Origin of the sequence: Saccharothrix longispora, from assembly GCF_031455225.1 — a bacterium.
GTDB lineage: Bacteria > Actinomycetota > Actinomycetes > Mycobacteriales > Pseudonocardiaceae > Actinosynnema > Actinosynnema longispora.
The window spans coordinates 7,411,953-7,438,265 of sequence record NZ_JAVDSG010000001.1 but is presented as its reverse complement, the minus strand read 5'-3'; the positions used below and the strand labels follow the sequence as shown (position 1 = coordinate 7,438,265).

Genomic DNA, 26,313 nt, shown 5'->3' with positions numbered 1-26,313 from the left:
CGCCCGCACGGCTCAATGCCAACCGCTATTGCGCTCATTCGGGTAATGGACCCAGTGCGCTCATGCCGAGTACGACTTCGTGATAAGCGTCACAGCCGAGTGCCTGTTCCAGCAGCTCATCCCGCAATGCTGCGGTGAAGCCGATACCAAAACCCAGAGCGGAAGCAACCAGATATGCGGTTTGCGACAGATGGCCGACGTCCATTTGGACAACACGGTAAGCCCGTGACGTGTCGTAACGCCATCTAGTCCGTTCGAGTAGTCCGGTGTACGCGATCACCACCGGCGCGCCCCCGACCCAGTCCTGGTCCCCCGCCGCCGCGGCCATCTCCGCGGGCCCCCAGCACACCCCGATCGGCTCCAGCGCGTGCGCGAGCCCGTCGTAGTGGTGCCACCCGTCGTCCAGCCCGACGACGCCGCGCGCGTGCAGGTACAGCTCCACCGGGTGCCGCCCGCCGCCGGACGGGCTGGTCTTGAACACCGTGCCGGTGCGCCCGATGCGCGACCGGGTGGGGGACGGGCCGCCGAGCACGGCCAGCAGCTCGCCCAGCCGCGCCGCGGTGACGGGGGCGTCGCCGAACTCGCGCGTCGTGCGGCGGGCCAGCAGCACGTCCAGCAGACCCCGCCCGGCCCAGTCGGGGGCCTCCGGCAGCGGTGGCAGCGGCACGGCGGGGCCGCCGGTGCTGCGGAACGGCGGGGGCGGCGGCTCCACGGCGAGCTTCGCCTCCAGCGCGGCGTCGTGCTCGTCGGAGCCCTGGTACGGGGCATCGGCCAGGGTGCGGCTGGCGAAGTGGAAGTGCCGGGCCGACGGTCCCCACCCGCGCCAGCCGGCGACCAGGCGGCGTTCCTCCTCGTGGCGCGGCGAGCCCTCCACGACCAGCACGCCCGCCTCGACCAGCTCGTCGACCACCTTGCGCAGCGCGACCCGGTCCGCCTCCTCCAGCGGGGCCAGCAGCTCGTCGACGTCGGTGAACCCGGTGAACTTGCGGCACAGCAGCTCCGCGGTCTCGCTGATCGCGAACTGCCGGTGGTGCAGGTAGTCGTCCCAGACCACGGCGCCGTCCTGGTAGAACAGCGTCGCGTGCTCAGCGACCTTTGCCCGCACCCAGGAGCTCCTTGAACCGCGCCGCCACCCACCCGTGCACAGCCTGCGACACCCGGTCGTCACCGGCGCGGTGCTCGAACCAGCGCCAGTCGCAGTTGACGTTGACCTCCAGGAACACGTGGTCGCCGCCCGCGACGAGCAGGTCGAACGCGGCCACCTGGAGCCGCCAGTGCCGCGCCAGCGCCAGCAGCCGGTCGGCCAGCCCGCGCGGCACGTCGACCGGGCTCACCCGGACCGCGCCGGGGTCCACCCACAGCTGCGCGGGGTCCAGCTTGTCCACCTGGAAGGCCAGGCACTCCTCCCCGACCACGAACACCCGCAACTCGGTCTCGGACGGCACGTACTCCTGCACGATGACCGGCGCGGACTCGGGCACGTCACCGGCGCGGCTGGTCTCCAGCGGACGGGGGAACAGGCCGTGCTGCATCCCGGGGCGCGGTTCGAGCAGGTGCCGCCCGGAGGTCTTGACGATGCACCGCGCGCCGCCGGGCCGGGTGCGCCCCGGCCTGGTGGTCACCGCGGTGCGCGGTACGCGCAGCCCGAACGCGGCGGCGTCCGACAGCTGGGTGAGCCGGTCGAGGTGTGCGGTCGCCCGGCTGGGGTTGACGTGCGCCCAGTCGCCCCGGCTCGCCAGCCAGTTCGCCACCGCGCCCCACTGGTCCACGGCGTACGCGCCGGCCAGCGTGCCGGGTTCGACCGGGATGGACGCCAGCTCGAAGTGCCTGCGCCAGACCAGCAGCGGACGCAGCAGCCAGCGGTCCAGCTCCAGCAGCGGCTGGTCGGTGTAGACGGTGAGGGGGAGGTCCGTCGAGCGGTCGGCGTCGATGCGGGCCATCCGGATGCCGCGCTCGGCGAGCGCGATGGAGAGCTCGTTCATCTCCATGTCGGCGGCGCGGGCCAGGACGAGCACGCAGGGCACGGGGCTGCCGTCGCCCTCGTCGACCATCCCGAGCTTGTGCACCTGCTCCTGGAAGTCCAGGTTCTTCGGCTGGGAGCGGAAGAGGTAGTCCTGGCCTTGCAGCAGCAGCGGGGTGGGCCTGACCGGTGGGGCGGCTCTGACGGCGTCGGCCGGGGGGACTGGTTCGTCCCCCCGGCCGGCAGCGGTCATGCTCAGTCGTCTTTCTTGCTGTTGAAACGTTTTTCCGCGGTGGCGTACTCCGCGGAGTACTCTGCCAGCGCGCGATCCTCGATCTCACCGCGGCGAAGCTGTGCGGCCAGCTCCTCGAGAGACATCGCGGTCACCTCTCTCCCACTGTGCATCACGCATTCAGGCGATACACCAGCCGTATTCTCGGGTTCACGTTACGCAATGTCAAGACAACAGCGTGGACATTAGCCCGATCGGGCGCTCAAGTTGAGACGCTGAGCCAGACGGCCCTCGCGTCGCCGCGCCCGAACGGCGGAGCGTCACGAGGACCGTTCGCATTTTCAGCTCTTGGTCGCGCGGTCGAACTCGGCCTTCGGCTCGTGGATCTGACCGAGCGCGACGACCTCGCGCCCCGAGAACAGCGCCTGCGTCCAGTCCACGAACACCCGGAACTTCCGGTTCACCGTGGGCATGAACATCACGTGGTAGGTGCGGTGCATGAACCACGCGACGACGCCCTTGAGGCGGATGCCGTACACGTCCGCGACGCCCTTGTAGAGGCCGAGCCCGGCCACCGAGCCCACGTACTTGTGGTGGTAGTCCTTCGGCTTGCCGCCGCGCAGGCTCGCCACGATGTTCTTCGCGAGCAGCTTCGACTGGCGGATGGCGTGCTGCGCGTTGGGCACGCAGGTCGCCGTCGGGTCCTCCTCGGTGCGCGACAGGTCCGGCACGGCCGAGCAGTCGCCGGCGGCCCACACGCCCGGCAGGCCCACGACCTGCATCGCGGCGGTGCACTGCACGCGACCGCGCGGGTCCAGCGGCAGGTCGGTGTCGCGCAGCATCGGGTTGGCCTTCATGCCGGCCGTCCAGATGATGGTGTCCGAGTCGAACTCCGTGCCGTCGTCGAGGACGACGCGGCCGCCCTCCATCGACTTCACCCGGGTGTCGAGGTAGCAGGTGATGCCGCGCTTCTCCAGCTGCTCGACCGTGTAGACGCCGAGCCGGGCGCTCACCTCGGGCATGATCCGGTTGGTCGCCTCGACCAGCACCCAGTGCATGTCCGAGTGCTTGAGGCCCTCGTAGTAGCGCAGCGCGTAGCGGGCCATGTCCTCCAGCTCCGCCAGCGTCTCGATGCCCGCGAAGCCGCCGCCGATGACCACGAAGCTCAGCAGGCGCTTGCGCAGCTCCGGGTCGTTCGTGCTGGCCGCCTGGTCCAGCCGCGACAGCACGTGGTTGCGCAGGTAGATGGCCTCACCGATGGTCTTCATGCCGATGCCGACCTCGGGCAGGCCGGGGATCGGCAGGGTGCGCGAGATGGCGCCCAGCGCCGAGACCAGCACGTCGTACTCGAACTCCTCGACGTGGCCGTCGGCGAGCGAGACGGTGACGGTCTTGCGCGAGTGCTCGATCTTCGTCGCGCGGCCGGTGACGACGTGGCAGCGGTTGAGCACCTTGCGCAGCGGCACCACGACGTGGCGCGGCTCGATGGAGCCGGCCGCCGCCTCGGGGAGGAACGGCTGGTAGGTCATGTGCGGCTGGGGGTCGATCACCGTCACGGACGCCTCGCCGGAGCGCAGCTTCCTCTGCAGACCCAGCGCGGTGTACATGCCGACGTACCCACCGCCGACGATCACGATCCGTGTGGGTTGCGACTTCACAGCAGCCATACGCACATGGTCCCACCGGAAGGGGCATCGGCGCGCATCGGCGAGGCCCGTTGTGACCACTGTCGCCGGGTGACGGTGACCACGCCGCCGCTGACCAGGACAGAGAGGCGAACCCGCTGAGAGGAACGATCCAGACGATCAGCTCGCGCTGAGCCCGGGAGCCCCTTTCCTCAGCCCTTCCGGCGCAGCAGGAGGACCACCCCGACGGCGAGGCCGAGAGCGCACAGCAGCCCGATCACCTCGACCGGCGCGTCCGTCCGGCCGCCCGGCGACAGGAGCACCACGCCGCCGAGGGCGAACACGCCCAGCTGCACGCCGGCGAACCTCCTGGCCGGCGCCCTCAACGCTTCCGGGTGCACGCGGGACCGGACCGGCACGAGCGCCGCGTAGGCCGCCAGCAGGTGCAGCAGGTGCAGCAGCACGACCAGCGCGAACACCGCCGGCCAGCGCGGCTCGTCGGACACGAACACGATCGCCGCCGCCGGGTAGGCGATCAGCAGCGCGACCGCCGCGGACGCCGGGATCGCCGCCGCGGCGGCGGCCAGCACCAGGTAGAGGACGAGCGCGAGCCCCTCGACGCCGTTCGCGGCGAGCACCCCGGCCACGGCGGCGCAGACCGCGACGACGGCCGCCCGCAGGGTCCACCCCGGCAGGCCCCGCCCCAGCCGCGCGGCCGGTCGGCCCCGGTCGACCCCGCTCCCCAGCCCTTCCCCGGGGCTCACCGCGCCACCCTCCGCGCACCGCGCGCCTGCCGCAGCACGTCCGCGATCGGCGCGCCCCACGCGACGACGGCCACGCCGTGCCGCCGCATCGCCTCCAGCCGCACCTCGTGCTCCAACCCGACGACCGCCGCCGCGGCCCCGCCCCACGGCGAGTCCCGGTCGGCGCGCAGCGGCGAGGGCAGCACGTCCACCGCCAGCACGACGTTGCCGCGCCGGGCGGCGTGCACGGCCAGCTCCACCGCGTCCGCGTCCAGGAACGTCGACAGCACCACCACCAGCGCGCCGTGCGGCACCTGCTCGGGCCGCAGCACGAGCCGCTGCGCCCACCCGGCGGACCGCGCGCACACCACGAGCTGGTTGCGCAGCCGCAGCAGCTGCCGCCGCCCCGCGCCGGGCCGCACGCCGAGCTGCGGCCGGCCCAGGTCGGCCAGGCCCACCCGGTCGCCCTGCCGCAGGTAGCCGGCGGCCAGCGACGCCGCCGCGCGCACCGCGAGGTCGAGGCTGCCGCCGCGCCGCACCGTGGCGTCGCGCACCGCCGCCGACCACTCGCCCAGCTCCGCGCCCACGTCCAGGCGGGTGTCCAGGGCGAGCACGACGTCCGCGTCGGCCTCCGCGTGGTGCTCGCGGACGTGCAGGTTCGCCCCCGCGGGCGACCCGGCCATCGCGCCGCTGCGCAGCGACACCCGCCAGTCGACGCGCCGCAGCCGGTCGCCCGGCTGGAACAGCCGGATGTCGCGCAGCTCCACCGAGTCGCCCGGTCTCCGCGACCGGTGCGCGCCGACCAGGCCCACCGCCCGCGCGGGCAGCAGGCCGGCGGGCAGCGCCTCCACCGGCGGCAGGATCACCCGGCCGCGCTCGGGCGCCGTGACGGGACCGTGCACGAGCAGCGCGTCCGGTCCCGCGACCAGGTGGTCGGGCCGCAGGTCGACGCCCTCGCCCCACGCGCCGCGCCGCAGCACGACCTCGATCTCGCGCGGCCCGGCGGCCAGCAGGTGCACCGGGCCGATGCCCTCGCCCGCGGCGGGCAGCCGGATCGCCAGCAGCTCGGCGCCCCGGCCGGGGTCGACCACGACGGCGGACGTCGCCGCGCCGACCTCGCCCGTGCGGGACAGGCCGCGGACCTCGACCCCGGGCGTGCCGCCGACCGGCGCGGTCAGCGCGAGCAGCGTCGACACCAGCAGCGGCGCGCCGATCAGCACCAGCTCGACCCGGTGCAGCAGCCCGCCGACGACGACCAGGCCGACCCCCAGCGCGAGGCCCCGCACCAGGGCGTCGGTGGCGTGCCAGTGCGCGCCCCGGCCGCCGGTGAACGCCTCCCGGAGCCGCTGGGGCCGGTTCACCTGCTGCTCGCCGGGCCGGGCACCCGCCCCAGCAGCTCGGTGACCACCTCCACGCCCGTGGTGCCGGACGTCCACGTCTCCGGGCGCAGCGTCAGGCGGTGCGCCAGCGCGGGCACCGCGCACTCCTTCACGTCCTCGGGCAGCACGTAGTCGCGGCCGTCGAGCACGGCCAGGGCGCGGGCGACGAGCACCAGCGCCTGCGCGCCGCGCGGTGACGCCCCGACCTCGACGGCGCCGTGCCCCCGGGTCGCCGAAGCCAGGTCGACGCAGTAGCGCAGCACGTCGTCGTCCACGGCGACCCGTTCGACGCCCTGCTGGAGCAGGCGCAGCCGCTCCGTGTCGAGCACCGGTTCCACCTCGGTCTCCTCGCGCTGCCGGGCCAGCCTGCGGCGCAGCACCTCGACCTCCTCCTCGGGCGGCGGGTAGCCGATGTCCAGGCGCAGCAGGAACCGGTCGAGCTGGGCCTCCGGCAGCGGGTAGGTGCCCTCGTACTCGACCGGGTTCGCGGTGGCCAGCACGTGGAAGGGGCGCGGCAGCGGGAACGTGCGGCCCTCGACCGTGACCTGCCGCTCCTGCATGGCCTCCAGCAGCGCGGACTGCGTCTTGGGCGGGGTGCGGTTGATCTCGTCGGCCAGCAGCAGGCCGGTGAACAGCGGGCCCTCGCGGAAGGTGAACCCGCGGTCGGCCGGGTCGTAGAGGAACGAGCCGGTGACGTCCGCGGGCAGCAGGTCGGGCGTGCACTGGAGGCGGGTGAACTCCAGCTTCAGCGCCTGCGCGAGGCTGCGCGCCATCAGCGTCTTGCCCAGGCCGGGCACGTCCTCCAGCAGCACGTGGCCGCCGGCGAGGATCGCCGCGAGCGCGAGCCGCAGCGACCGCTCCCGGCCCACGACGACGGTGCCGACGGCGGCCAGCACGGCCTTCGCCTCGGTCGCGATGGCACCGGGCTCGATGGCCCCCGGCTCGATGGCACCGGGCGTGGGCGCGTTCACAGCTCCTCCAGGAGGTCGACGAGCTCCGCGGGCTCGGGCAGCGGCGCGGTCGGGTCGGTGAGCAGGCGGTGCAGCTCGGGGCCGAGGACGCCGGCCGCCCTCGGGTCGTGCACGTCCGGGATGCCGTGCCGCTGCCGCAACCGGGCCTCGGCGAGGCGGCGCAGGCGCGGCTGGACGCGGGTGGCGAAGCGGTCCTGGTCGACGGCGGCCTCGGCGAGCCGCCCGGCGAGCGCGCTCGCCTGGGTGGTGGTGGCGCCGGCGACGTGCGCGGGCGGCGGCGACCAGACGACGTCGGTGGCGCGCGGCAGGCGTGCGACGAGCAGCGCCACCCCGCCCGCGGGCAGCGCGCACAGCACCGCCCAGTGCACCGGCGCCCCGAACCTGGTCAGCGCGAAGGCGGTGACCGCGGCGGCGACGGCGGCCAGCACGCAGGCCCGGCCGAGCCCGGCGAGGGGCGTCACCCGAGGTCCCGCACGACGCGCTCCAGGGCCGAGGCGGCCGTGCGGGCGTCCTCCTCGGTCACCTCGGCGGTGCCGAACCGGGCGCGCTGGTAGACGCGGCGCAGCGTGCCCGCCGCGTCCTCGTCGACCCGGTGGCGGGTGAGCAGCTCCCCGGTGAACTCGGTGGGCGTCTGGTGCCCCTTCCGGGGGACCCCGCTGTCCTCGGCGGCGCGTTCCAGCGCGAGCCAGGCGGCGACCACCGCGTCCCCCGGCGGTCCGCCCCGGTTGTCCCGCAGGTCGGCCAGCGCCTCGGTGGCGCGGCGCAGCAGGATCGCGGACGCCTCCGCGTGCCCGGGGTCGAGCACCGGCGCGTCGACCACCCCGCCACGTCCCGCGCGACGGCGGCGGCGGTGCAGGCCGAGCGAGAGCAGCAGCCCCACCACGACGATCAGCGTCACCGCGACCAGCACGATCAGCAGCGCGGCGAACGACCCGCCGACCACCGAGCCGGCCGTGCCGGTGTCCAGCTCGTCGGTGGTGGGCGCGGGCGGCGGCGGGGTGTCGCCCGCGCCGCCGGGCAGGTCCGCGTACCGGACCGGCGACGAGCCGCGCGCGGCCAACGCCACCAGGACGAGCGCGGCCCCGGTGAGGAGCACGATCGCGAGCCGGGGCTTCATGGTCCCCAGGATGCCGTGCGCCCCGCATCACCCGCCCGGCATTCGGCAGAACCCCCACGAGTGAATCCGGTCGTGGTCCCGGCCTGGCTCAGGACGTCGCGGTAGAGCGCCTCACGCGCTCGCCAACGGTCGGATTCGAGCCAACTCCTGTGCCAGGCGGTCCTTCTCCCGTTCGAGTTCGTAACGGGATTGCAGGTTGAGCCAGAACCGCTCGGACGTCCCGAAGAACCGGGCCAGCCGCAGCGCGGTGTCCGCCGTGATCCCGCGCTTGCCGTGCACGATCTCGTTGATGCGGCGCGGTGGGACTCCGATGGCGACCGCGAGGCGGTGCTGGGTCACCCCGAGCGGTCCGAGGTACTCCTCGTCGAGGATCTCGCCGGGGTGAACGGGAGGCATGATCTCGTCGGTCATCCTAGCTCCCTTCAGTGGTAGTCCACGATCTCGACGTTCTCCGGCCCGGCCTCCGTCCAGCGGAAGCAGATGCGCCATTGCTGGTTGATCCGGATGCTGTGCTGCCCCGCACGGTCGCCCTGGAGCTTCTCCAAGCGGTTGCCGGGCGGCACCCGCAGGTCTTCCAGGTTCTCCGCGGCATCCAGGATGGCGAGCTTGCGCAACGCGACCCGTTGGACGTTCGGATCAAGTGCTCGCGAACGACTCCGTTGCCATACCCGCTCAGTCTCCCTGTTCGCGAACGATCGCAACACCCGTCCAAGTATAACGGGTTCCGTTATTAACGTCCAGCGTTATGCCGTCTGATCACCCGAGTCCGGCAGCGGTCTTGGCGCGGTCCAGGACGTCGCGCGCCATCGACTGGGTCAGGCGACCCGTGAAGGTGTTCTGCTGGCTGACGTGGAAGCAGCCGAACAGGTGCAGCGGCTCGCCCCCGTCGTGCGCCTCCAGCACCACGTGCGTGCCGTGGCCGAACACCGGGCGCGGGCGGGGGACCGTCCAGCACGACGCCAGCACCGGCAGCAGGGCCTGCCAGCCGAACCCGCCGAGCACGAGCACCGCCCGCAGCGTCGGCCGCAGCAGCTCCAGCTCCCGGACCAGCCACGGACGGCAGTTGTCGCGCTCCTCCGGGGTCGGCTTGTTCTCCGGCGGGGCGCACTTGACCGGGGCGGTGATGCGGGTGCCGATCAGCTCCAGGCCGTCACCGGGGTGCGTGGCGGTCGGCTGGGTGGCCAGGCCCACGGCGTGCATCGCCTCGTACAGGAAGTCACCCGAGCGGTCGCCGGTGAACATGCGGCCCGTGCGGTTGGCGCCGTGCGCGGCCGGGGCGAGGCCCACGACCGCCAGCCGCGCGTCCGCCGGCCCGAACCCGGGCACCGGCCGACCCCAGTAGACCTGATCGCGGAACGCGGCCCGCTTGACCCGCGCGACCTCCTCGCGCCACGCCACCAGGCGGGGACAGGCGCGGCAACTGGTAACGCGTTCGTCCAGGGCGGAAAGGTCGAGCACGGACCTCGGCTCCGATCGTAGAGTTCGACCATGACGGACAAGACCACCGACGAGCAGCCCGAGGACGCCGGGAAGGACTCCGCGCAGGACCTCCCCACCGACGACCTGGTCACCACCCAGCACAGCATCACCGTCAAGCGGCGCAAGCTGAACTACACCACGACCACCGGTCGGGTGGTGCTGCGCCAGGAGGTGCTGACCGAGGGCACGTTCGACGGGCACCAGCCGAAGGCCGAGGTCTTCGTCACCGCGTACACCCTGGACGGCGCCGACGCCGCGCGGCGGCCGGTGACGTTCGCGTTCAACGGCGGCCCCGGGTCCTCCAGCGTGTGGCTCCACCTGGGCCTGCTCGGGCCCCGCCGGGTGGTCTCCGGTGACGTGGACGACCTGGTGCCCCCGCCGTACGACCTGGTCGACAACGCCGAGACGCTCCTCGCGCACAGCGACCTCGTGTTCATCGACCCGGTGTCCACCGGCTACTCGCGGGCCGTGAAGGGCGAGAAGCCGGGCCAGTACCACGGCTTCCAGGGCGACCTGGAGTCCGTCGGCGAGGTGATCCGGTTGTGGACGTCGCGCAACGGCCGGTGGATGTCGCCGAAGTTCCTCGCGGGCGAGTCGTACGGCACGACCCGCGCCGCCGGGCTCGCCGACTACCTCCAGACCCGCTACGGCATGTACCTCAACGGACTGATGCTCATCTCGTCCGTCCTGGACTTCGCCACGCTGGACTTCAGCGAGGGCAACGACCTGCCGCACACCCTGTTCCTGCCCACGTACGCGGCGATCGCGCACTACCACGGCCTGCACGGCGACCGCCCGCTGGAGGACGTGCTGGCCGACGCCGAGGACTTCGCCTCCCGCGACTACCCGTGGGCGCTGGCGCGCGGCAACCGGCTGACCGCCGAGGAGCGCGAGGCCGCCGTGACCAGGCTCGCGTCCCTCACCGGCCTGTCGGTCGACTACGTGGACCGCGTGGACCTGCGGATCGAGCACGTCCGGTTCTTCACCGAGCTGCTGCGCGACCGGCGCCAGGTCGTCGGCCGGCTGGACTCGCGCTTCACCGGTCCGGAGGACGACCACGGCCGCGAGCACTTCAGCCAGGACCCGTCGTACTCGGCGATCCTCGGGCCGTACACGGCGGCGCTGAACCACTACGTGCGCGCCGAGCTGGGCTACGAGAACGATCTGCCGTACGAGATCCTGACCGGCAACGTGCGGCCGTGGTCGTACAAGGAGTTCGAGGGCAAGCACGTCACGGTGGCCGACAAGCTGGCGGCGGCGATGCGCGCCAACCCGCACCTGAAGGTCCACATCGCCTACGGCCACCTCGACGGCGCGACCCCGTACTACGCGGCCGAGCACGTGGTGGCGCACCTCCGCGTCCCCGCCGCGCTGCTCGCCAACGTCGAGCACGCCTACTACCCCGCCGGGCACATGATGTACGTCCACGAGCCCAGCCGCGTGCAGCAGTCGAAGGACCTGGCCGCCTTCGTCCAGTCCGCCTCGACCCGCTGATCCCGTCCCGACGCGGTGGCCGCGCCACCACCGCGCCGGGACGCCCGCGACACGTCAGTCCACATCGGACGGGACTTGCCCCTCGGGGTCGCCGGACCGCTCGGGGTCGCCGAGCCGCTCGATGAGCCGGGCGACCGCGGCCAGGGCCACCGGCGAGAGACCGGCCAGGCGGGCGTTGACGTCCGGCACGCCGTGCTTCTCCCCCGCCTCCCGGAGCCGCCGGGCGGCGGCGAGTGCTGCGAGCTCGTCGTCGGCGACGTCGTCCTCGTCGAGGAAGTGGGCGACCCGGACGCCGAAGTAGCGGGCCAGGGCCTCCAGCGTCTCGACCTTCGGGTTGACCTCCTGCCCGGTCCGCAGCTTCCACACCGTCGTCCGCGACTTGCCGATGGCCTCGCCGATCGCCTGGTCCGCGACGGACGCCTCGCCTTCGCGCTTCGCCTTCTCGTCGATCAACCTGGTCAGCGCCTGCGCCAGGGTGCGCCGCGCTCCCGAAGGTGGCACCGGACCTCCTCATCGTACCCAACAGCACGTGATGCAGATCACATACTGTTCATTAAACTTTACTCGACGTCTTGACCTGCACCTTCGTTATGTTGGGTGTGCTCACTCCGACACGAGGGGGAAGTCATGCGCAAGCTCTTCGCCAGTTTAGTTCTCACCCTGCTCAGCACCCTGGCGCTCGTCGCCACGTCCTCGACCGCCACGGCCGCGCCCGCCGACGGCGCGCCGGCCACCCCGTCCTCGGCTTCGGCGGTGGCCTCGCCGGCCCAGGCCGCCGACGGCCCGTGGTTCATGTACAACGGCAACAGCGGCAAGTGCCTGGTGGTGCAGGGCGGCGCCAACGGGGCCGGCGCCTTCCAGTACACCTGCACCTACCTCGCCGACCAGTACTGGGCGGTCGACGACAAGGGTGGCGGCACCTTCCAGCTGCGCAACCTGAACAGCGGCAAGTGCCTGGTGGTGCAGGGCGGCGCCAACGGGGCCGGCGCCTTCCAGTACACCTGCGCCAACCTCGCCGACCAGTATTGGACAGCCGTCAACAAGGGCGGCGGCTACGTCCAGCTGCGCAACGTCAACAGCGGCAAGTGCCTGGTGGTGCAGGGCGGCGCCAACGGGTCGGCCGCCTTCCAGTACACCTGCGCGGACCTCACCGACCAGTACTGGCTCTTCTTCATCTGATCCGACCGACGAGTGCGGGCCGACCTCCCGGGGTCGGCCCGCGCCGCGTCACGGCACCACGTGGCGCTCCTCGGCGAAGTGGCACGCGCTGGGGTGACCGCCGGCCCGGGTGATCAGGGCGGGCTCCTCCGCCGCGCACACGTCCCGCGCCTTCCAGCACCGCGTGCGGAACCGGCAGCCCGACGGCGGGTCGATCGGGGACGGCACGTCGCCGGTCAGCCGGATCACGTCCCGCTGCCCGCGCAGCGACGGGTCGGGCACCGGCACGGCCGACAGCAGCGCCTGCGTGTACGGGTGCGTGGGGTGCTCGTAGATCTCCCGCTCGGTGCCGATCTCCACGATCTTCCCGAGGTACATCACGGCCACCCGGTCGGACAGGTGCCGCACCACGGACAGGTCGTGCGCGATGAACACGTAGGACAGCCCGAACTCGGCCTGCAACGACGCCAGCAGGTTCATCACCTGCGCCTGGATGGACACGTCCAGCGCGGACACCGGCTCGTCGCACACGATCACCTTCGGGCGCAGCGCCAGCGCCCGCGCGATGCCGATGCGCTGCCGCTGGCCGCCGGAGAACTGGTGCGGGTAGCGGTTGATGTGCTCCGGGTTCAGGCCCACCACGTCGAGCAGCTCGCGCACCCGCCCGGCCCGCGACCCGCGCGGCGCCACCTCCGGGTGGATGTCGAACGGCTCGCCGACGATGTCGCCGACCGTCATCCTCGGGTTCAGCGACGTGTACGGGTCCTGGAGCACGATCTGCATGTCGCGCCGCCACGCCTTCAGGGCCGGACCGCGCAGCGAGAACATCGGCGCGCCCTCGAACAGCGCCGTCCCGGACGTGGGCGGCTCCAGGCGCATCAGCACCTGCGCGAGCGTCGACTTGCCGCACCCCGACTCGCCCACCACGCCCAGGGTCTCCCCCGCCCGCAGCGAGAACGACACGCCGTCCACGGCCCGCACGCGCCCGACCGTCCGCCGGAACAGCACCCCGCGCGTTACCGGGAAGTGCTTGACCAGGTCCCGGACCTCCAGCAGCTCAGCCACGGACGACCTCCTCCGCGAAGTGGCACGCACTGCCCCGCCCGACGCCGGGCACCGGCCCCAGCGGCACGAACGCGGGCACGTCCACCGCGCACACGGCCTCGGCGCGCGGGCAGCGCGGGTGGAACGGGCACCCCGGCGGGATGCGCAGCAGGCTCGGCGGCAGCCCCCGGATGGTCTCCAGCGCCGAGTGCTTCGACGAGTCCAGCCTCGGCAGCGACCGCATCAGCGCCGCCGTGTACGGGTGGCCGGGCGAGCGGAACAGCGACACCGCGTCGGCCTCCTCCACGATCCGCCCCGCGTACATCACCGCGATCCGGTCGGCGACCTCCGCGACCACGCCCAGGTCGTGCGTGATCAGCACCAGCCCCATCGACCGCTCGCGCTGGATCTCGCGCAGCAGGTCCATGATCTGCGCCTGCACGGTCACGTCCAGCGCCGTCGTCGGCTCGTCGGCGATCAGCACCTCGGGGTCGAGGGCGAGCGCCATCGCGATCATCGCCCGCTGCCGCATCCCGCCGGAGAACTGGTGCGGGTACTCGCGCACCCGCTGCTTCGCCGACGGGATGCGCACCAGGTCCAGCAGCTCGACCGCCCGCGCCCGCGCCTCCTTGCGCGTCATCCCGCGCCGCAACCGCAGCTGTTCCTCGATCTGGAACCCCACGGTGAACACCGGGTTCAGCGCGGACAGCGCGTCCTGGAAGATCATCGCCACGCCGGAGGCCCGCACCGCGCGCCGCCGCTCCGGCGAGGCGGTCAGCAGCTCCTCCCCGTGGAACCGCACGGAACCGCGGGTGACGAACGCGGGCGGCGTGTCCAGGATGCCCATGACGGCCTGCGCGGTGACGCTCTTGCCGGACCCGGACTCGCCGAGCACGGCCAGCGTCTCGCCCGCGTGCACGCGGTAGGTCACGCCGTTGAGCACCCGCGCCACGCCGTCACGGGTGCGGAACTCCACGTGCAGGTCTTCGACTTCCAGCACAGCCCACCTCACCGCAACTTGGGGTCGAGGGCTTCGCGCACGGCGTCGCCCAGCATCACGAACGCCAGCACGGTCGCGGTCAGGAACCCGGCCGGGAACAGCAGGGCGTGCGGCGCCACCCGCAGGTAGTCCTTGGCGCTGTTGATCATCACGCCCCACGACACGACGGGTTGTCGCAACCCGATGCCCAGGTAGGACAGGGTCGCCTCGGCCCCGATGAACGCGCCCAGCGCGATCGTGGAGTACACGAGCACGGGCGCGACGCAGTTGGGCAGCATGTGCTCGGCGATGATCCGGGACGACGGCGCGCCCAGCGCCCGCGCCGCCTTCACGTAGTCCTGCTGCTTGGCGGCGATGGCGGTGGACCGCATGATCCGCATGGCCACCGGCCACGACAGCGCCGAGATCGACAGCACGACCTGCGCGACGATCCGCACCGGTCCGGCGTCACCGCCCGCGTTGAGGGTGGTGAGGATGACGATCGCGCCGAGCACGAACGGCACGCCCACGAACACGTCGGCGATCCGCGACACCACCGCGTCGAGCCAGCCGCCGTAGAACCCGGCCAGCATGCCGATCGACGCGCCGACCAGCACGACGCCCACCGTGGACAGCAGACCGACCACGACGGACGCCCGCGCGCCGTGCACGACCCGCGTGTAGATGTCGTAGCCCTGGTTGTCGTAGCCGAACCACGCCTCCGACGACGGCGCGCCGCGCGAGCGGGACAGCTGCGCCAGGTTCGGGTCGCCGGACGCGAACAGCCCCGGGAACACGGCCATCAGCACGACCAGCAGGATGATCGACACGGCCACCCAGAACAGCGCCCGGTGGCGCAGGGTGTGCCAGGCGTCGCCGAACAGCCCGCGCGGGCGGTCCTCGACCAGCGAGGCGATCTGCTCAGTCATAGCGAATCCTCGGGTCCAGGACGGCGTAGAGGAGGTCCACCAGCAGCGTCATCAGCAGGTACACGAGCACCAGGACGGTCACCACGCCGGTCACCATCGCGCCGTCCTTGGTGAGGATCGACCGGAACACCAGGCCGCCGACGCCGGGCACGTTGAAGATGCCCTCGGTGACGATGGCGCCGCCGAGGAACGCGCCCAGGTCCGTGCCCAGGAACGTGATCACCGGGATCAGCGAGTTGCGCAGCAGGTGCACGCCCACCACCCGGCGCGGCGGCAGGCCCTTGGCCAGCGCCGTGCGCACGTAGTCCGCGCGCCGGTTCTCCGAGATGCTCGCCCGCGACAGCCGCGCCACGTACGCCATGGACAGCGAGGCCAGCACGAAGCCGGGCACGATCAGGCTGCCGACCGTCGGCGACGTCACGGTCGGCGAGATCCAGCCGAGCTGGAGGCCGAACACGAGCTGCACCACGTACCCGGTGACGAACACCGGGATGGAGATCAGGAACAGCGTCGACACCAGCACGAGGCTGTCCAGGAAGCCGCGGTTGCGCAGGCCGGAGACCACGCCGGCGGTGATGCCGATGACGGCCTCGACCACCAGCGCCACCAGGGCGAGCTTGAGCGTGACGGGGAACGTGGCCGCGATCCGGTCGGCGACCTGGAGGCCCGACGAGGTGAGCCCGAAGTCGCCCTGGAGCAGGTTCAGCAGGTACTTGCCGTACTGCACGAGCAGCGGGTCGTCGAGGTTGAACCGGTCCCGCATCGCCGACACGTACGACTCGGGGCAGTCGCGCTCGCCGCACTTGCCCTCGAACGGGTCGCCGGGGACCGCCCACACCATCGCGTAGATCAGGAACGTCGTCCCGAGGAACACCGGGACCATCTGGAGCAGCCTGCGCAGCACGTAGCGCCCCAACGGAGCCTCCCACCGCCGGGGGCCGGTCCGCCGCCACCCCGCGGGGGCGCCGGACCGGCCCGATCACACCGAGCGCTACGCCACTTCCACGGATTCGAGGTCGAGGGCGCGGAACGGGTCGAGGTTCGCGACCTTCAGCCGGTCGGACTTGCCGCCGACGGTGAACTGCGTCCACAGCGGGATGACGGGCATGTCCGGCGCCATGATCCGCTCGGCCTCCAGGTAGAGGCCGATGGCCTCCTCCTCGCTGGGGGCCTTGTCGGCCTCGGCGAGCTTCGCGTCGAACGCCGGGTTGGTGTAGAGCCCGTCATTGGAGGACGAGCCGGTGCGGTAGAGCGGCGTCAGCCAGTTCTCGATGGACGGGTAGTCGGCGATCCAGCCCGCCCGGTACATGCCGGTCATCTCGTGGGCGTTGACCTTCTGCCGGAACTCGCCGAAGCTCGTCGACGGCACGAACCGCGCCTCCACGCCGAGCGTGTTCTTGATGCTGTTCGCCACCGCCTCGGCCCACTCCTGGTGCCCGCCGTCCGTGTTGGACAGCAGGACGATCTCCCCGGTGTAGCCGGACTTCGCGAACGCCTCCTTGGCCTTCGCCTCGTCGAACGAGCAGTAGTCGCCGCACTGGCCGGGCTCGTAGCCCTTCATCAGCGGGTGCACCCAGCCGTCGGCCGGCTTCCGGGTGCCCTCGAAGATCCGCTGCGTGATCTCCTCCCGGTTGATGGCCATGGAGATCGCGCGCCGCAGCTCCACGTTGTCGTAGGGCGGCTGGTAGAACGGGAACGCGATGGTCTGCATGTTCAGCGTCTCGCGCTGCACGACCCGGTCGCCCAGGTCCGTCTCGTACTTCTTGCCGGCCAGGGCGTTCGGCGGCAGTTCCTCCATGAAGTCCAGGTTGTTCGACACGAGGTCCGCGTAGGCCGACTCGCGGCTCTGGTAGACCTTCAGCGTCAGGTCCCGGAACTTCGGCTTGTCGTCGCCCTTGTAGTCGTCGTAGCGGGTCAGCTTGATGTCGGTGCCGACCGTGCGGGAGACGAACTTGAACGGGCCGTTGCCGATCGGGTTGGCCTCGAACGCCTCCCGGTCCTCGAAGAACGCCTCGGGCAGCGGCGCGAACACCTCGTAGCCGACGGTCACCGGGAAGACGGAGAACGGCTCGGACAGGGTGATGGTGAACTGGTGGTCGCCGTCCACCGTGAGCCCGGACATCTCCTTGACGGCCGGCGTGGGCGCCTCCTGCGGCCCGTCCGCGCCGTCCGGGTCCTTCGGGTGGACCTCGTCGTAGCCCTCGATCTGGGAGAAGAAGCTGGCGCCCTGGGTGGCGTTGGGGCCGTAGGCGGTCCAGTTCCAGGCGTCCACGAAGCTCTTCGCGGTGACCGGCGTGCCGTCGTGGAACGTCCAGCCCTGCTTGATCTTCACGGTGAAGACCTTGGAGTCCGTCGTCTCGATGGACTCGGCCATCGCGTTCGCGGGCTGCGCGTCCTCGGACCGGTACTCGACCAGGCCGGTGAACATCGGGTCGAGCACCCGGCTGCCGCCCACCTCGGTGGTGTTGCCGGGCACGAGCGGGTTCTCCGGCTCGGTGTTGAAGATCGTGATGCCGGCCTCGGTGTTCGAGCCCGTCGGGCCCTCCTCGGCGGCGCCGCAGCCGGCCGCCACGACGGCGACCGCGAGTGCTGCGGGGACTAAGCGTGCACGTGACATGGGTCCTCCCACCTGTTCGGGTGTGACCGAGCAGAGTCGACCGCTTCCACAGCGTGGGAGGGACGGTATTCGCGCCGTGGTCGGGGTCACATGGGTGGCGGGGTCACGACCTGATCACGACTGATCCCAGTTGACAGTTGCCCCGGCGGGCACCGAAGTCGATCAGCGGACAACCCGAAGGCACCGGCCTTGATCGATGATCACGGCCTTGACCAGCGGGGACGTGACCACTGTCAGGCCGGTCCGTCGACACCGGACAACGTCCGGCACCGGCCGCCGGCGCCCGGACGACCGGTGCGCGGACGGTGCGCGCCGGGGGTCGCTCAGGACACCGAGAACGCGATCCCGTCGAGGATGTCGTGCTCGCTCGCCACCAGTTCGGTCACGCCGTGCCCGGCGAGGTGGTCGGCGAGGGCCCGCACGATCAGCGCGCCGCCGTTGACGACGTCCACCCGGCCGGGGTGCATCGGCCCGAGCGCGGCGCGCCGGTCGTGGTCCATCGCGAGCAGCCGCGCCGTCGTCTCCCGGATCTGGTCGACGGTGAGCCGGGCCAGGTGGATCGCCTCCGGGTCGTACTCCGGCAGCTCCTTCGCCAGCGCGACGAGCGTGGTGACGGTGCCCGCGACGCCGATCCACGTGCGGGCGGCACCGGTCGGCACGGCGTCGAACGCCTCGCCCAGCACGTCCCCCACCACCCGTACGGCGTCCTCGACCTGCCGCTCGGTGGGCGGGTCGTCGCGCAGGCACCGCTCGGTGAGCCGGACGCACCCGATGTCCACCGACCGCGCCGCGGTGACCGACCCCGTCACCCCGTCCCACGTGCCGAGCACCAGTTCCGTCGAGCCGCCGCCGACGTCGGAGACCAGGAACGGCCCCTCGTCGGGGTCCAGGTCCGACACCGCGCCGGTGAACGAGAGCCGCGCCTCCTCGTCACCGGTGATCACCTCGGCCTCGGCGCCCAGCACCTCGCGCACCATGTCGAAGAAGGCGTCGCGGTTGCGCGCGTCCCGGGTCGCGGAGGTCGCCACCATCCGCACCCGCTCGGTCCCCTTGCGCCGCAGCACGGCCGTGTAGTCGACCAGCGCGGCCCGGGTGCGGGCGATCGCGTCCGGGTGCAGCTCACCGGTGGCGTCGACGCCCTGGCCCAGCCGCACCACGCGCATCTCCCGGTGCACGTCCCGCAGCCACCGCCCGCCACCGTCCGAAGTGGTCACATCGGCCACCAGCAGGCGGATCGAGTTCGTCCCGCAGTCGATCGCGGCCACACGCGCCATGCCGGTTACCTCCACGCACTCGGTGCTCGACCGGCAAGCCTAGTGCGCGGGCGCGGGGACGGTCGTCAGGCGGGCTTCATCGAGGACGTGACCGACGGCGCGGAGTTCGACCCCGCCGACGAGGAGCCGACCGGGGACGACCCGACCGACGAGGACCCCGGCGCCGCGTCCGACGAACTGGCCGGACCGGTCGTGGTGCCCGGCGTGCTCTCGGCGGTGGTCGTCGTGGTGGTCGTGGGGGTCGGGCAGTCCGGCGGGACCGCGGTGGTCGTCGTCGGGGCGGTCGTCGTCGTGCTCGTGGTGGTCGTCGTGCTGGTCGGCGAGGTCGGGCAGGTCGGCGAGGTCGTCGTGGTCGTGCCCGTCGGCGACGTCGGCGTGATCGTGATCGTGGTGCCCGGGTTCGTGGTCGTGCCGGGCGCCGTGGTGGTGGACGAGGCCGGCGGGTTCGACGTGGCCGGCGGGTTCGACGTGCCCGGCCGGGTCGTGGAGCCGCCGCCGGGGCTGGTGGTGGAGCCCTCGTCGTCGTCCGGGAGGTAGTCCTCGTCCGAACCGACCAGGTCGGGCAGCGGCGTGACGCCGTTGGCGTACAGGTCCGCCCAGTACAGGACGGTGGCGACGTACTCGTTGGAGTGGTTGTAGCGGAACACGGACCGGGCCCGCTGCTCCGGGTCGCCCACGTCCGCGCCGTCCGCGCACAGGTAGTTGCCGGCGCCGATGGTGGCGTCGTAGATGTTGTTCGGGTCGCTCTTGCCGTCCTCGTTGCCGTCGGCGGCGTACCCGGCCCACGTCGACGGGATGAACTGCATCGGGCCGACGGCCCGGTCCCACGTGCGGTCGCCGTCGTACCGGCCGCCGTCGGTGTCCCGGATCGCGGCGATGCCGGGGCCGCCGTCGAGGACGGGGCCGAGGATCGGGTTGACCGTGTCGCCGTTCTCGTTCACCCGACCGCCGCGGGCGTGGCCCGACTCGATGCGGCCGATGCTCGCCAGCAGCGACCAGTCGAGGTTGCAGCCCGGCGTGGTCTCGGCGAGGCGGTCGGCGGCGCGCATGTACGCGTCGAGCATGACGCCGGGGATGCCGTGCTGGCCCTCGCGGAGGAAGCCGCCCTCCAGCGGGGGCAGGTCGTCCTCGAACTCGGACGGGTCGTCGGCGTCCGCGAGCAGCGACGCGGACAGCTCGTCGGCCTCGGGGAGGCGACCGCCGGCGCCCAGCGAGCCGCGGTCCAGGGCGAGGGTGCCCAGGACGTCACCGGGGCCGGGCGGGATGGCCTCGATGTCGGACCTGCCGGACAGTGCCACCCAGTCCACGGGGTTCATCCCGTGCAGGAGCGTGGGCACGAGCATCGCCCCGACCGCCGCCGACGCGAAGCCCCACTGACGTGGTGTCAGCGTGCCCCGCCGGACCCCCGTCCGCTTGCGCGCGCGTCGCCTCGATTTCGGCACAGCCACGAACTCCCCATCGCCTCGTCACCCGGCCACGACCCAGCCTGCCTGATCCGAACGGCGGTGTCACGGGTGAGCACCGGCTTTGTGCCCGGCAGCTGCCCTTAGGGGCGGTTTTTCACCGTTGACGAGCAATCCCCGCTCGGCCACCACTCGGCCAGCCGCTCCAGGGCCTCGTCGCCGAACGGGTTGACCCCCGGCCCGGCGGCCAGGGCGTGCGCGACGTGCACGTGCAGGCACTTGACCCGGTCCGGCATCCCACCGGCCGTGACGGTGGTGCCGAGCGGCTCGATCGCGTCCCGTTCGGCCAGGTACAGCTCGTGCGCGCGCCGGTAGCGCCGCGCCAGGTCCTCGTCGGTCGCCAGCCGGTCCGTCATCTCCTTCATCAGGCCGGCCCCTTCGAGCCTGCTGACGTAGGAGTTCAACCGGGAGCAGGTCAGGTAGTACAGGGTGGGGAACGGGGTGCCGTCCTCCAGCCTGGGGCTGGTCTGCACGACCGCCGGGTGCCCGCTCGGGCAGCGCGCGGCGATCTCCCGCATGCCGCGCGGCGCGCGCCCCAGCTGGGCCGCGACCGCCGCCCGGTCCTCGTCGCCCACCGTCATCGTGCCGCCGCCGAATCCCACAACTGCTCGTACCACGCCTTGTCCTCGGCCGGCTCGGTCGCCGGGCGCCGTTCTTCCAGTTCGCGCTCCGCGTCGCCGGGGAGCTGCACCACGTAGGGCGTCTCCCCCGGCCGCACGTAGTGCAGCCGGCGCCGCGCCTCGGCCTCGACGTGCGCGGGGTCGGCCAGTTCCTGCTTGCGCTGCTCCAGCTGGGCGACCTCGGCGCGCAGGGTTTCCTGCGAGGCGGTGACCTCCCGCAGCTCCTCGCGCTGGGCGAGGTAGGTGCGCAGCGGCACGGCGATGCTCAGCGCCAGCGCGCACACCACCATGGCCAGCAGGGCGGCCCGGCGGGTGCCGGTCATGCCGAACGCGCCGCCCGTGCCCGCGCCGGCCCGGCTGCGGGCCCTCGACTGCGGCCTGCGGGCCGCCGGCCTGCCCCCGGCCTTCGCGGGACCGGCCTTCGCGGCGCCGGCCTTCCCCCGACCGGTGGCCGCGCGCCCCGCGCCCTTGCCGGACGCCGCGGACGCGCCGGACGCGCCGCCAGTGCCCTTGCCGGACGCCGCCTTGCCGGTCGTGCCGTCCCCGGCGCGGCGGGCGCGGGCAGGGCGCGACCCCCGCGCGGCGTCACGGCCGCGGCGGGGGTCGCGCTCCCGTGCCGACATCAGCCCTCCGGCGTGTACCGCGGGAAGGCCAGGTCACCGGCGTAGCGAGCCGCGTCGCCCAGGGCCTCCTCGATGCGCAGGAGCTGGTTGTACTTCGCGGTGCGCTCGCCGCGCGCCGGGGCGCCGGTCTTGATCTGGCCCGCGCCGACGGCGACCGCGAGGTCCGCGATCGTGGTGTCCTCGGTCTCGCCCGACCGGTGGGACATCATCGACTTGTAGCCGTACGACGTGGCCAGCGCGACCGCGTCCAGCGTCTCGGACAGCGTGCCGATCTGGTTGACCTTCACCAGCAGCGCGTTGGCCGCGCGGCGGGAGATGCCCTCCTCCAGCCGCTCCGGGTTGGTCACGAACAGGTCGTCGCCGACGATCTGCACGCGCTCGCCCAGCTCGGCGGTCATCTGCACCCAGCCGTCCCAGTCGTCCTCGGACAGCGGGTCCTCGATCGACACCATCGGGTAGGCGTCGACCAGCTCGGTGTAGTAGCCGGTCATCTGCTCGGCGCTGCGCTTGGTCTTCTCGAACGTGTAGGCGCCGTCCGCGTAGAACTCCGTGGCGGCCACGTCCAGGGCCAGCGCGATGTCGCGGCCGGGGGTGAAGCCGGCCTTCTCGATCGCGACCAGGATCAGGTCCAGCGCGTCGCGGTTGCTCGACAGGGACGGCGCGAACCCGCCCTCATCGCCCAGGCCGGTGCCCAGGCCCTTCGACTTCAGCACCGACTTCAGCGCGTGGTACGTCTCGGCACCCCAGCGCAGGGCCTCGCGGAAGCTCTCCGCACCGATCGGCGCGATCATGAACTCCTGGATGTCCACGTCGGTGTCCGCGTGCGCGCCGCCGTTGAGGATGTTCAGCATCGGCACCGGCAGGATGTGCGCGTTCGGGCCGCCGATGTAGCGGAACAGCTCCAGGCCGCTGGACGCCGCCGCCGCCTTCGCCACGGCCAGCGACACGCCGAGGATGGCGTTCGCGCCGAGGCGGGACTTGTCCGGCGTGCCGTCCAGGTCGACCAGCTTCTGGTCCACCACGCGCTGCTCCACGGCCTCGATGCCGACCAGCTCGGGGCCGATCTCGTCGAGCACCGCCGTGACCGCGCGCTCGACGCCCTTGCCCAGGTAGCGCTTGGCGTCGCCGTCCCTCAGCTCGACCGCCTCGTGCTCGCCGGTCGACGCGCCGGACGGAACCGCGGCGCGCTCCAGCGTGCCGTCGTCCAGCGCCACCTCTACCTCGACGGTCGGGTTGCCTCGCGAGTCCAGGATCTCGCGGGCGCCGACCTGCTCGATGACCGCCACGTGCGCTCCCTCGTCAGACCATCTCTGTATCGGTGCCGAGCCTAGTTGGTGCAAGGTGTGGGAAAACCCCGGCTCCGCCGTGGCGGCCGTGTTCACGGGAGGTTACGTCTTGGTTCACGTCTCGCGGGGCGGTTCGGGACCGCTGCTGGTACTGCTGCACGGGCTGGGTGCGACGGGCTCGGTGTGGCGCTCAGCTGCGGAAACGTGGCCCGGGTCGTGGCTGGCGGTGGACCTGCCGGGGCACGGTCGCTCCGCGCCGGCGGCCCGCTGCTCGTTCGGGTCGTTCGCCGCGGCGGTGGCGGCCGCGGTCCCGCCGGGCCCGGTCGCCGTGCTGGGGCACTCGCTGGGCGGCGTGGTGGCGTTGGCGCTGGCGAGCGGGTGGTTCGGCGTGGACGTGCGGGCCGCCGCCGGGCTCGGGGTCAAGCTGCGGTGGACCGACGACGAGCTGGCGCGCGCCGCGTCGCTGGCCGCGAGGCCGCCCCGCGTGCTCCCGACCCGCGAGGAGGCGGCCGACTGGGCGTCGAAGCTCGCGGGCGTGCCGCTGGACGACGGCGTGGTCGAGGTGGCCGGCGGGTGGCGCGCGGCGCTGGACCCGGCCGCGTTCGGGGTCGGTGCGCCGGACGTCGACGGCCTGCTCGGCGCGGCCCGCTGCCCGGTGCTGCTGGCCGCCGGCGAGGACGACCCGATGTGCCCGCCTGACCACCTGCGCGCGGCCCAGCCGGGTGGGCTGGTGCTGCCGGGGGTGGGCCACAACGCCCACGTGGAGCGGCCCGCGTCGATCACCCCGGTGCTGTCCTGGCTGCACGACGCCCTGCTCGCGTGACGCGGCTCGCGTGACACGCCGTCCCGTCATCCGGTCGGCTGTCGTACCGCGACCGGATGCGCGGGTAGCGTTGATCGGACCATGACGGACAGCACCTTCGAGGCGTTCCGCCGAGCCGAGGCGCTGCTCGCGGAGCGCCGACCCCTGGAGGCGCTGCGCGAGCTCCGCATCGTGCTCGAAGCGGCGCCGGAGCAAGTGGGCGTGCAACTGCTCGCCGGTCGGGCCTACCTCGGGTCGGCCCAGTTCGCGCGCGCCGAGGAGGCGTTCCGCAAGGTCCTGGAGATCGACCCCAGCGACCACTACGCGCGCTTCGCCCTCGGCCGGACCCTGCAACGGCAGAGCCGCCTGCCGGAGGCGTTGACGCAGCTGCGGATGGCCGCGGCGATGAACCCGACGCCCGAGTACCAGGAGGCGCTGGGCGAGGTGAGCGCCCGCCTGGCGGTCGAACGCGACCGCTAGCCCGCCCGGGGGCGCGGGCCCGGCGGCCTCAGGCGCCGGTGCTGGCCCTGGCGTACGCCTCGGCCCCGCTGAACACGTTCCGCCCGTACTCGGTCGAGTTGTTGTAGTCGAGCACGGCCGCCCACCAGCCCGAGCCGGTGCCCAGGTCGCGACCGCCCGAGCAGAGGTAGCGGGCTGCGGCGAGGGCCGCGTCGTCGATGTTCTGCGGGTCGGGCGACGCGCCGTCGCCGTTGGCGCGGATCGCGTAGCGGGCCCAGGTCGTGGGGATGAACTGCATCGGGCCGACCGCGCGGTCCCACGTGGTGTCGCCGTCGAGCGTGCCGCCGTCCGAGTCGGCGATGGCCTTGACGCCCGGCGAGCCGTCGAGCGGGATGCCGATGATCGGCTGCGACGGCCTGCCGTCCTCGCCGAGCTTCAGGCCCCCGATGGTGCCGTGGTGGGACTCGATGCGGCCGATGCCCGCCAGGGTCGCCCACGAGATGCGGCACGACGGGTTCTGGGCGCGCATCACCAGGTCGGCGACGGCGTAGGCGCGCAGGGCGCGGGCCGGGACGTCGATCTTCCCCGACAGCGACGACGCCCACGCGGTCAGCGGCTCGACGGTGCCGGTCTCCGCGGGGGACGCCTGGCCGGTGACGGGGACCTCACCACCGGTGCCCGGCGCGGACGCGCCCGGCTCGACCTCCAGGAACGGCACCGGGAACGGCGGTTCGACGCCGGGGCGCGGGGCGGAGCGGTTCAGCGCGCCGAGCGCCCACGCGCCGCCCACCACGACGGCGATCAGCAGCAGCACCAGCGACAGGCGCCCGACGAGGTTGCCGACGTGACCGCGCGGACGCGGTTCCGGCTTCGGCTTCGAGGGCGGCGGGACGACCACGGCACCCAGGCTACGTGCTCGTTCACCCTTTTCGGCGGACATCAGGCGGCGGTATGCGTCGAATGACCGGAATGCCTGGTCAAGGCCCTTTTACCCGCTGGACGGGGCAGCGCGGACCCGCCCGAATCCGGTAAGCCCCCGTCAACGCTCCGTGAGGGGACCGCCGTGCTCCCCGCCGACGGGCTCGTCGGACCGCGCGAGTGGTCGGAGGCGGCTCTGGTCGTCGGCATCCTGGTGGCCTTCCCGGTCGTCGTCGCGGTGGTCGGCTCCACCACCACAACGAGGACGTTCGAGCGGCGGGAGGCGTTCGCCGGTGGCACGTCGCCGCTCGCCGTGGCCTTCGTCACCGGCGCGACGGACGTGCGCGGGGCGACCTCCCGCCCCGGCCGGCCGGCTCCCCCGCGTCACCGGACCCGCCGGCCCGCTCCCGGCGGGACCGGCCCGGTCTGCCCCGGCCCGATCTGCCCCGGTCCGGTCTGCCCGGGCTCGGTCGTGCCCGGTTCGGTCGTGCCCGGTTCGGCCGTGCCCGGTTCGGTCTGCCCCGGCTCGGTCGTGCCCGGCTCGGTCGTGCCCGGCTCGGTCGTGCCCGGCTCGGTTGTGCCGGGTTCCGGCGTGCCGGGTTCCGGCGTGGGCGTGCCCGGCTCCGACGTCGGCGTGCCCGGGTGCGTCGGCTCGGTCGTGCCCGGCGCGCTCGTCGGGTGGTCCGGCGAGAGGTCCGGCAACGACGGCCTCGGCGGGACCGACGTCGTGCTCGTCGGTCCCGCCCCCGTCGGCGGGGACGACGGCGACGGGAACACCGGCAGCACCACCGTCCACGGCGCCGCCGGGTCCGGTGGCCGCCCCGGCCGCGGCTCGTCCGTGCGCCGCGGCTCGTCGGGTCGCGGCCACGCGGTCGGCTCGGGCCTGCCCCGCTGGACCTCCCGCCGGTCCGCGGGCGCGCCCGTCACCTCTTCCCACGGCGCGGGCGGCACGCCGGGCCGCGTGCTCACCGGCGCGTGCCGGCCGCTCGCCGGCACCGCGCCGACCACGTCACCCGCCGGCGGGGCGGGCCGGTCGACGGTCGCCAGGAGCGCCGCCAACCCGCCCGCCGCCGCCAGCGGCAGCAGCACCACCGCCGAGAAGCACCCGCGCCCCGAGCGCGGCAACGACCGATGACTCAAC

General features: G+C 73.1%; 29 protein-coding genes. 5 read left to right on the top strand and 24 right to left on the bottom strand.

Annotation, left to right across the window (positions count from 1 at the left end):
- Positions 1 to 34: 34 nt before the first annotated feature.
- From J2S66_RS32435 to J2S66_RS32380, 12 genes are all read right to left on the bottom strand, one after another.
- Entirely contained in the window at positions 35 to 1,105 is a 1,071-nt protein-coding gene (locus tag J2S66_RS32435; RefSeq protein ID WP_310312176.1) for a SagB family peptide dehydrogenase, read from the bottom strand.
- Positions 1,086 to 2,213, bottom strand: a complete 1,128-nt coding sequence (locus J2S66_RS32430; RefSeq protein ID WP_310312173.1) for an ATP-grasp domain-containing protein — start codon at positions 2,211 to 2,213, stop codon at positions 1,086 to 1,088. The genes J2S66_RS32435 and J2S66_RS32430 overlap by 20 nt, the downstream gene beginning before the upstream one ends.
- A 2-nt stretch (positions 2,214 to 2,215) precedes the next feature.
- Positions 2,216 to 2,338: a hypothetical protein gene (locus J2S66_RS32425; RefSeq protein ID WP_306745824.1), complete on the bottom strand. Its 123-nt coding sequence runs from the start codon at positions 2,336 to 2,338 to the stop codon at positions 2,216 to 2,218.
- 195 nt (positions 2,339 to 2,533) lie between these two features.
- Positions 2,534 to 3,859, bottom strand: coding sequence for an NAD(P)/FAD-dependent oxidoreductase (locus tag J2S66_RS32420; RefSeq protein ID WP_310312168.1), 1,326 nt, complete (start codon positions 3,857 to 3,859; stop codon positions 2,534 to 2,536).
- Between the two features lie 170 nt (positions 3,860 to 4,029).
- Complete coding sequence (locus tag J2S66_RS32415) at positions 4,030 to 4,581, bottom strand: hypothetical protein (RefSeq protein ID WP_310312165.1); 552 nt, start codon at positions 4,579 to 4,581, stop codon at positions 4,030 to 4,032.
- Positions 4,578 to 5,921, bottom strand: coding sequence for a DUF58 domain-containing protein (locus tag J2S66_RS32410; protein ID WP_310312162.1), 1,344 nt, complete (start codon positions 5,919 to 5,921; stop codon positions 4,578 to 4,580). The genes J2S66_RS32415 and J2S66_RS32410 overlap by 4 nt, the downstream gene beginning before the upstream one ends.
- Complete coding sequence (locus J2S66_RS32405) at positions 5,918 to 6,871, bottom strand: AAA family ATPase (protein ID WP_374726229.1); 954 nt, start codon at positions 6,869 to 6,871, stop codon at positions 5,918 to 5,920. Before J2S66_RS32405 ends, J2S66_RS32410 begins: the two co-directional genes overlap by 4 nt.
- A gap of 35 nt (positions 6,872 to 6,906) precedes the next feature.
- Positions 6,907 to 7,371, bottom strand: coding sequence for a hypothetical protein (locus J2S66_RS32400; RefSeq protein WP_310312156.1), 465 nt, complete (start codon positions 7,369 to 7,371; stop codon positions 6,907 to 6,909).
- On the bottom strand, positions 7,368 to 8,027 hold the full coding sequence (locus J2S66_RS32395) for a DUF4129 domain-containing protein (RefSeq protein ID WP_310312153.1): 660 nt from the start codon (positions 8,025 to 8,027) through the stop codon (positions 7,368 to 7,370). Before J2S66_RS32395 ends, J2S66_RS32400 begins: the two co-directional genes overlap by 4 nt.
- A 111-nt stretch (positions 8,028 to 8,138) precedes the next feature.
- Positions 8,139 to 8,438: a HigA family addiction module antitoxin gene (locus J2S66_RS32390; RefSeq protein WP_310312148.1), complete on the bottom strand. Its 300-nt coding sequence runs from the start codon at positions 8,436 to 8,438 to the stop codon at positions 8,139 to 8,141.
- 11 nt (positions 8,439 to 8,449) lie between these two features.
- On the bottom strand, positions 8,450 to 8,731 hold the full coding sequence (locus J2S66_RS32385; RefSeq protein ID WP_310312145.1) for a type II toxin-antitoxin system RelE/ParE family toxin: 282 nt from the start codon (positions 8,729 to 8,731) through the stop codon (positions 8,450 to 8,452).
- 52 nt (positions 8,732 to 8,783) lie between these two features.
- Complete coding sequence (locus tag J2S66_RS32380; RefSeq protein ID WP_310312142.1) at positions 8,784 to 9,485, bottom strand: uracil-DNA glycosylase; 702 nt, start codon at positions 9,483 to 9,485, stop codon at positions 8,784 to 8,786.
- A gap of 30 nt (positions 9,486 to 9,515) precedes the next feature.
- On the opposite strand from J2S66_RS32380, the gene J2S66_RS32375 reads away from it, so the two are divergent.
- Positions 9,516 to 11,000: a S10 family peptidase gene (locus J2S66_RS32375; protein ID WP_310312141.1), complete on the top strand. Its 1,485-nt coding sequence runs from the start codon at positions 9,516 to 9,518 to the stop codon at positions 10,998 to 11,000.
- A gap of 54 nt (positions 11,001 to 11,054) precedes the next feature.
- Here the strand turns inward: J2S66_RS32375 and J2S66_RS32370 are convergent, their stop codons facing one another.
- A complete protein-coding gene (locus J2S66_RS32370) occupies positions 11,055 to 11,501 on the bottom strand; it encodes a helix-turn-helix domain-containing protein (RefSeq protein ID WP_310312138.1) in 447 nt (148 codons plus the stop codon).
- Between the two features lie 126 nt (positions 11,502 to 11,627).
- Between J2S66_RS32370 and J2S66_RS32365 the strand changes: the two genes are divergently transcribed.
- Positions 11,628 to 12,179 (top strand): RICIN domain-containing protein, encoded by a 552-nt coding sequence (locus tag J2S66_RS32365; protein WP_310312134.1) that lies wholly within the window; start codon positions 11,628 to 11,630, stop codon positions 12,177 to 12,179.
- A 48-nt stretch (positions 12,180 to 12,227) separates the two neighbouring features.
- Here J2S66_RS32365 and J2S66_RS32360 read toward each other — a convergent pair whose 3' ends face one another.
- The 10 genes from J2S66_RS32360 to eno all read right to left on the bottom strand — a co-directional run bounded on the left by J2S66_RS32360 (position 12,228) and on the right by eno (position 22,993).
- Positions 12,228 to 13,223, bottom strand: a complete 996-nt coding sequence (locus J2S66_RS32360) for an ABC transporter ATP-binding protein (RefSeq protein WP_310312130.1) — start codon at positions 13,221 to 13,223, stop codon at positions 12,228 to 12,230.
- Positions 13,216 to 14,202: an ABC transporter ATP-binding protein gene (locus tag J2S66_RS32355; RefSeq protein WP_310312127.1), complete on the bottom strand. Its 987-nt coding sequence runs from the start codon at positions 14,200 to 14,202 to the stop codon at positions 13,216 to 13,218. Before J2S66_RS32355 ends, J2S66_RS32360 begins: the two co-directional genes overlap by 8 nt.
- 8 nt (positions 14,203 to 14,210) lie before the next feature.
- The gene (locus J2S66_RS32350) at positions 14,211 to 15,110 is read right to left on the bottom strand and encodes an ABC transporter permease (RefSeq protein WP_310312124.1); all 900 of its coding nucleotides are present in this window, start codon (positions 15,108 to 15,110) and stop codon (positions 14,211 to 14,213) included.
- The gene (locus J2S66_RS32345; RefSeq protein ID WP_310312121.1) at positions 15,103 to 16,026 is read right to left on the bottom strand and encodes an ABC transporter permease; all 924 of its coding nucleotides are present in this window, start codon (positions 16,024 to 16,026) and stop codon (positions 15,103 to 15,105) included. Before J2S66_RS32345 ends, J2S66_RS32350 begins: the two co-directional genes overlap by 8 nt.
- A gap of 75 nt (positions 16,027 to 16,101) precedes the next feature.
- Complete coding sequence (locus J2S66_RS32340) at positions 16,102 to 17,727, bottom strand: peptide ABC transporter substrate-binding protein (protein WP_310312118.1); 1,626 nt, start codon at positions 17,725 to 17,727, stop codon at positions 16,102 to 16,104.
- A 323-nt stretch (positions 17,728 to 18,050) separates the two neighbouring features.
- Positions 18,051 to 19,001, bottom strand: coding sequence for a Ppx/GppA phosphatase family protein (locus J2S66_RS32335; RefSeq protein WP_310312115.1), 951 nt, complete (start codon positions 18,999 to 19,001; stop codon positions 18,051 to 18,053).
- Between the two features lie 65 nt (positions 19,002 to 19,066).
- Entirely contained in the window at positions 19,067 to 20,344 is a 1,278-nt protein-coding gene (locus J2S66_RS32330) for a lytic transglycosylase domain-containing protein (RefSeq protein WP_310312112.1), read from the bottom strand.
- A 203-nt stretch (positions 20,345 to 20,547) separates the two neighbouring features.
- The gene (locus J2S66_RS32325) at positions 20,548 to 21,045 is read right to left on the bottom strand and encodes a DUF501 domain-containing protein (protein WP_310315260.1); all 498 of its coding nucleotides are present in this window, start codon (positions 21,043 to 21,045) and stop codon (positions 20,548 to 20,550) included.
- On the bottom strand, positions 21,042 to 21,707 hold the full coding sequence (locus tag J2S66_RS32320) for an FtsB family cell division protein (RefSeq protein WP_310312109.1): 666 nt from the start codon (positions 21,705 to 21,707) through the stop codon (positions 21,042 to 21,044). The genes J2S66_RS32325 and J2S66_RS32320 overlap by 4 nt, the downstream gene beginning before the upstream one ends.
- Positions 21,707 to 22,993, bottom strand: coding sequence for a phosphopyruvate hydratase (gene eno / locus J2S66_RS32315; protein WP_310312107.1), 1,287 nt, complete (start codon positions 22,991 to 22,993; stop codon positions 21,707 to 21,709). Before eno ends, J2S66_RS32320 begins: the two co-directional genes overlap by 1 nt.
- 109 nt (positions 22,994 to 23,102) lie before the next feature.
- Here eno and J2S66_RS32310 point away from each other — a divergent pair, with 109 nt between their 5' ends.
- On the top strand, positions 23,103 to 23,816 hold the full coding sequence (locus J2S66_RS32310; protein WP_310312103.1) for an alpha/beta fold hydrolase: 714 nt from the start codon (positions 23,103 to 23,105) through the stop codon (positions 23,814 to 23,816).
- 81 nt (positions 23,817 to 23,897) lie between these two features.
- Positions 23,898 to 24,275, top strand: coding sequence for a tetratricopeptide repeat protein (locus J2S66_RS32305; protein WP_310312100.1), 378 nt, complete (start codon positions 23,898 to 23,900; stop codon positions 24,273 to 24,275).
- A gap of 28 nt (positions 24,276 to 24,303) precedes the next feature.
- Here the strand turns inward: J2S66_RS32305 and J2S66_RS32300 are convergent, their stop codons facing one another.
- Complete coding sequence (locus tag J2S66_RS32300) at positions 24,304 to 25,152, bottom strand: lytic transglycosylase domain-containing protein (protein ID WP_310312097.1); 849 nt, start codon at positions 25,150 to 25,152, stop codon at positions 24,304 to 24,306.
- A 165-nt stretch (positions 25,153 to 25,317) separates the two neighbouring features.
- Between J2S66_RS32300 and J2S66_RS32295 the strand changes: the two genes are divergently transcribed.
- Complete coding sequence (locus tag J2S66_RS32295; RefSeq protein WP_310312094.1) at positions 25,318 to 26,307, top strand: hypothetical protein; 990 nt, start codon at positions 25,318 to 25,320, stop codon at positions 26,305 to 26,307.
- Positions 26,308 to 26,313 lie beyond the last annotated feature (6 nt).

Bases quoted from the DNA above. Each gene is read 5' to 3' on its own strand.
- J2S66_RS32430 (WP_310312173.1), bottom strand. From the start codon at position 2,213: ATGACCGCTGCCGGCCGGGGGGACGAACCAGTCCCCCCGGCCGACGCC.
- J2S66_RS32425 (WP_306745824.1), bottom strand. From the start codon at position 2,338: ATGTCTCTCGAGGAGCTGGCCGCACAGCTTCGCCGCGGTGAGATCGAG.
- J2S66_RS32420 (WP_310312168.1), bottom strand. From the start codon at position 3,859: ATGGCTGCTGTGAAGTCGCAACCCACACGGATCGTGATCGTCGGCGGT.
- J2S66_RS32395 (WP_310312153.1), bottom strand. From the start codon at position 8,027: ATGAAGCCCCGGCTCGCGATCGTGCTCCTCACCGGGGCCGCGCTCGTC.
- J2S66_RS32390 (WP_310312148.1), bottom strand. From the start codon at position 8,438: ATGACCGACGAGATCATGCCTCCCGTTCACCCCGGCGAGATCCTCGAC.
- J2S66_RS32375 (WP_310312141.1), top strand. From the start codon at position 9,516: ATGACGGACAAGACCACCGACGAGCAGCCCGAGGACGCCGGGAAGGAC.
- J2S66_RS32365 (WP_310312134.1), top strand. From the start codon at position 11,628: ATGCGCAAGCTCTTCGCCAGTTTAGTTCTCACCCTGCTCAGCACCCTG.
- J2S66_RS32350 (WP_310312124.1), bottom strand. From the start codon at position 15,110: ATGACTGAGCAGATCGCCTCGCTGGTCGAGGACCGCCCGCGCGGGCTG.
- J2S66_RS32340 (WP_310312118.1), bottom strand. From the start codon at position 17,727: ATGTCACGTGCACGCTTAGTCCCCGCAGCACTCGCGGTCGCCGTCGTG.
- J2S66_RS32335 (WP_310312115.1), bottom strand. From the start codon at position 19,001: ATGGCGCGTGTGGCCGCGATCGACTGCGGGACGAACTCGATCCGCCTG.
- J2S66_RS32330 (WP_310312112.1), bottom strand. From the start codon at position 20,344: ATGCTCGTGCCCACGCTCCTGCACGGGATGAACCCCGTGGACTGGGTG.
- J2S66_RS32325 (WP_310315260.1), bottom strand. From the start codon at position 21,045: ATGACGGTGGGCGACGAGGACCGGGCGGCGGTCGCGGCCCAGCTGGGG.
- J2S66_RS32320 (WP_310312109.1), bottom strand. From the start codon at position 21,707: ATGTCGGCACGGGAGCGCGACCCCCGCCGCGGCCGTGACGCCGCGCGG.
- J2S66_RS32305 (WP_310312100.1), top strand. From the start codon at position 23,898: ATGACGGACAGCACCTTCGAGGCGTTCCGCCGAGCCGAGGCGCTGCTC.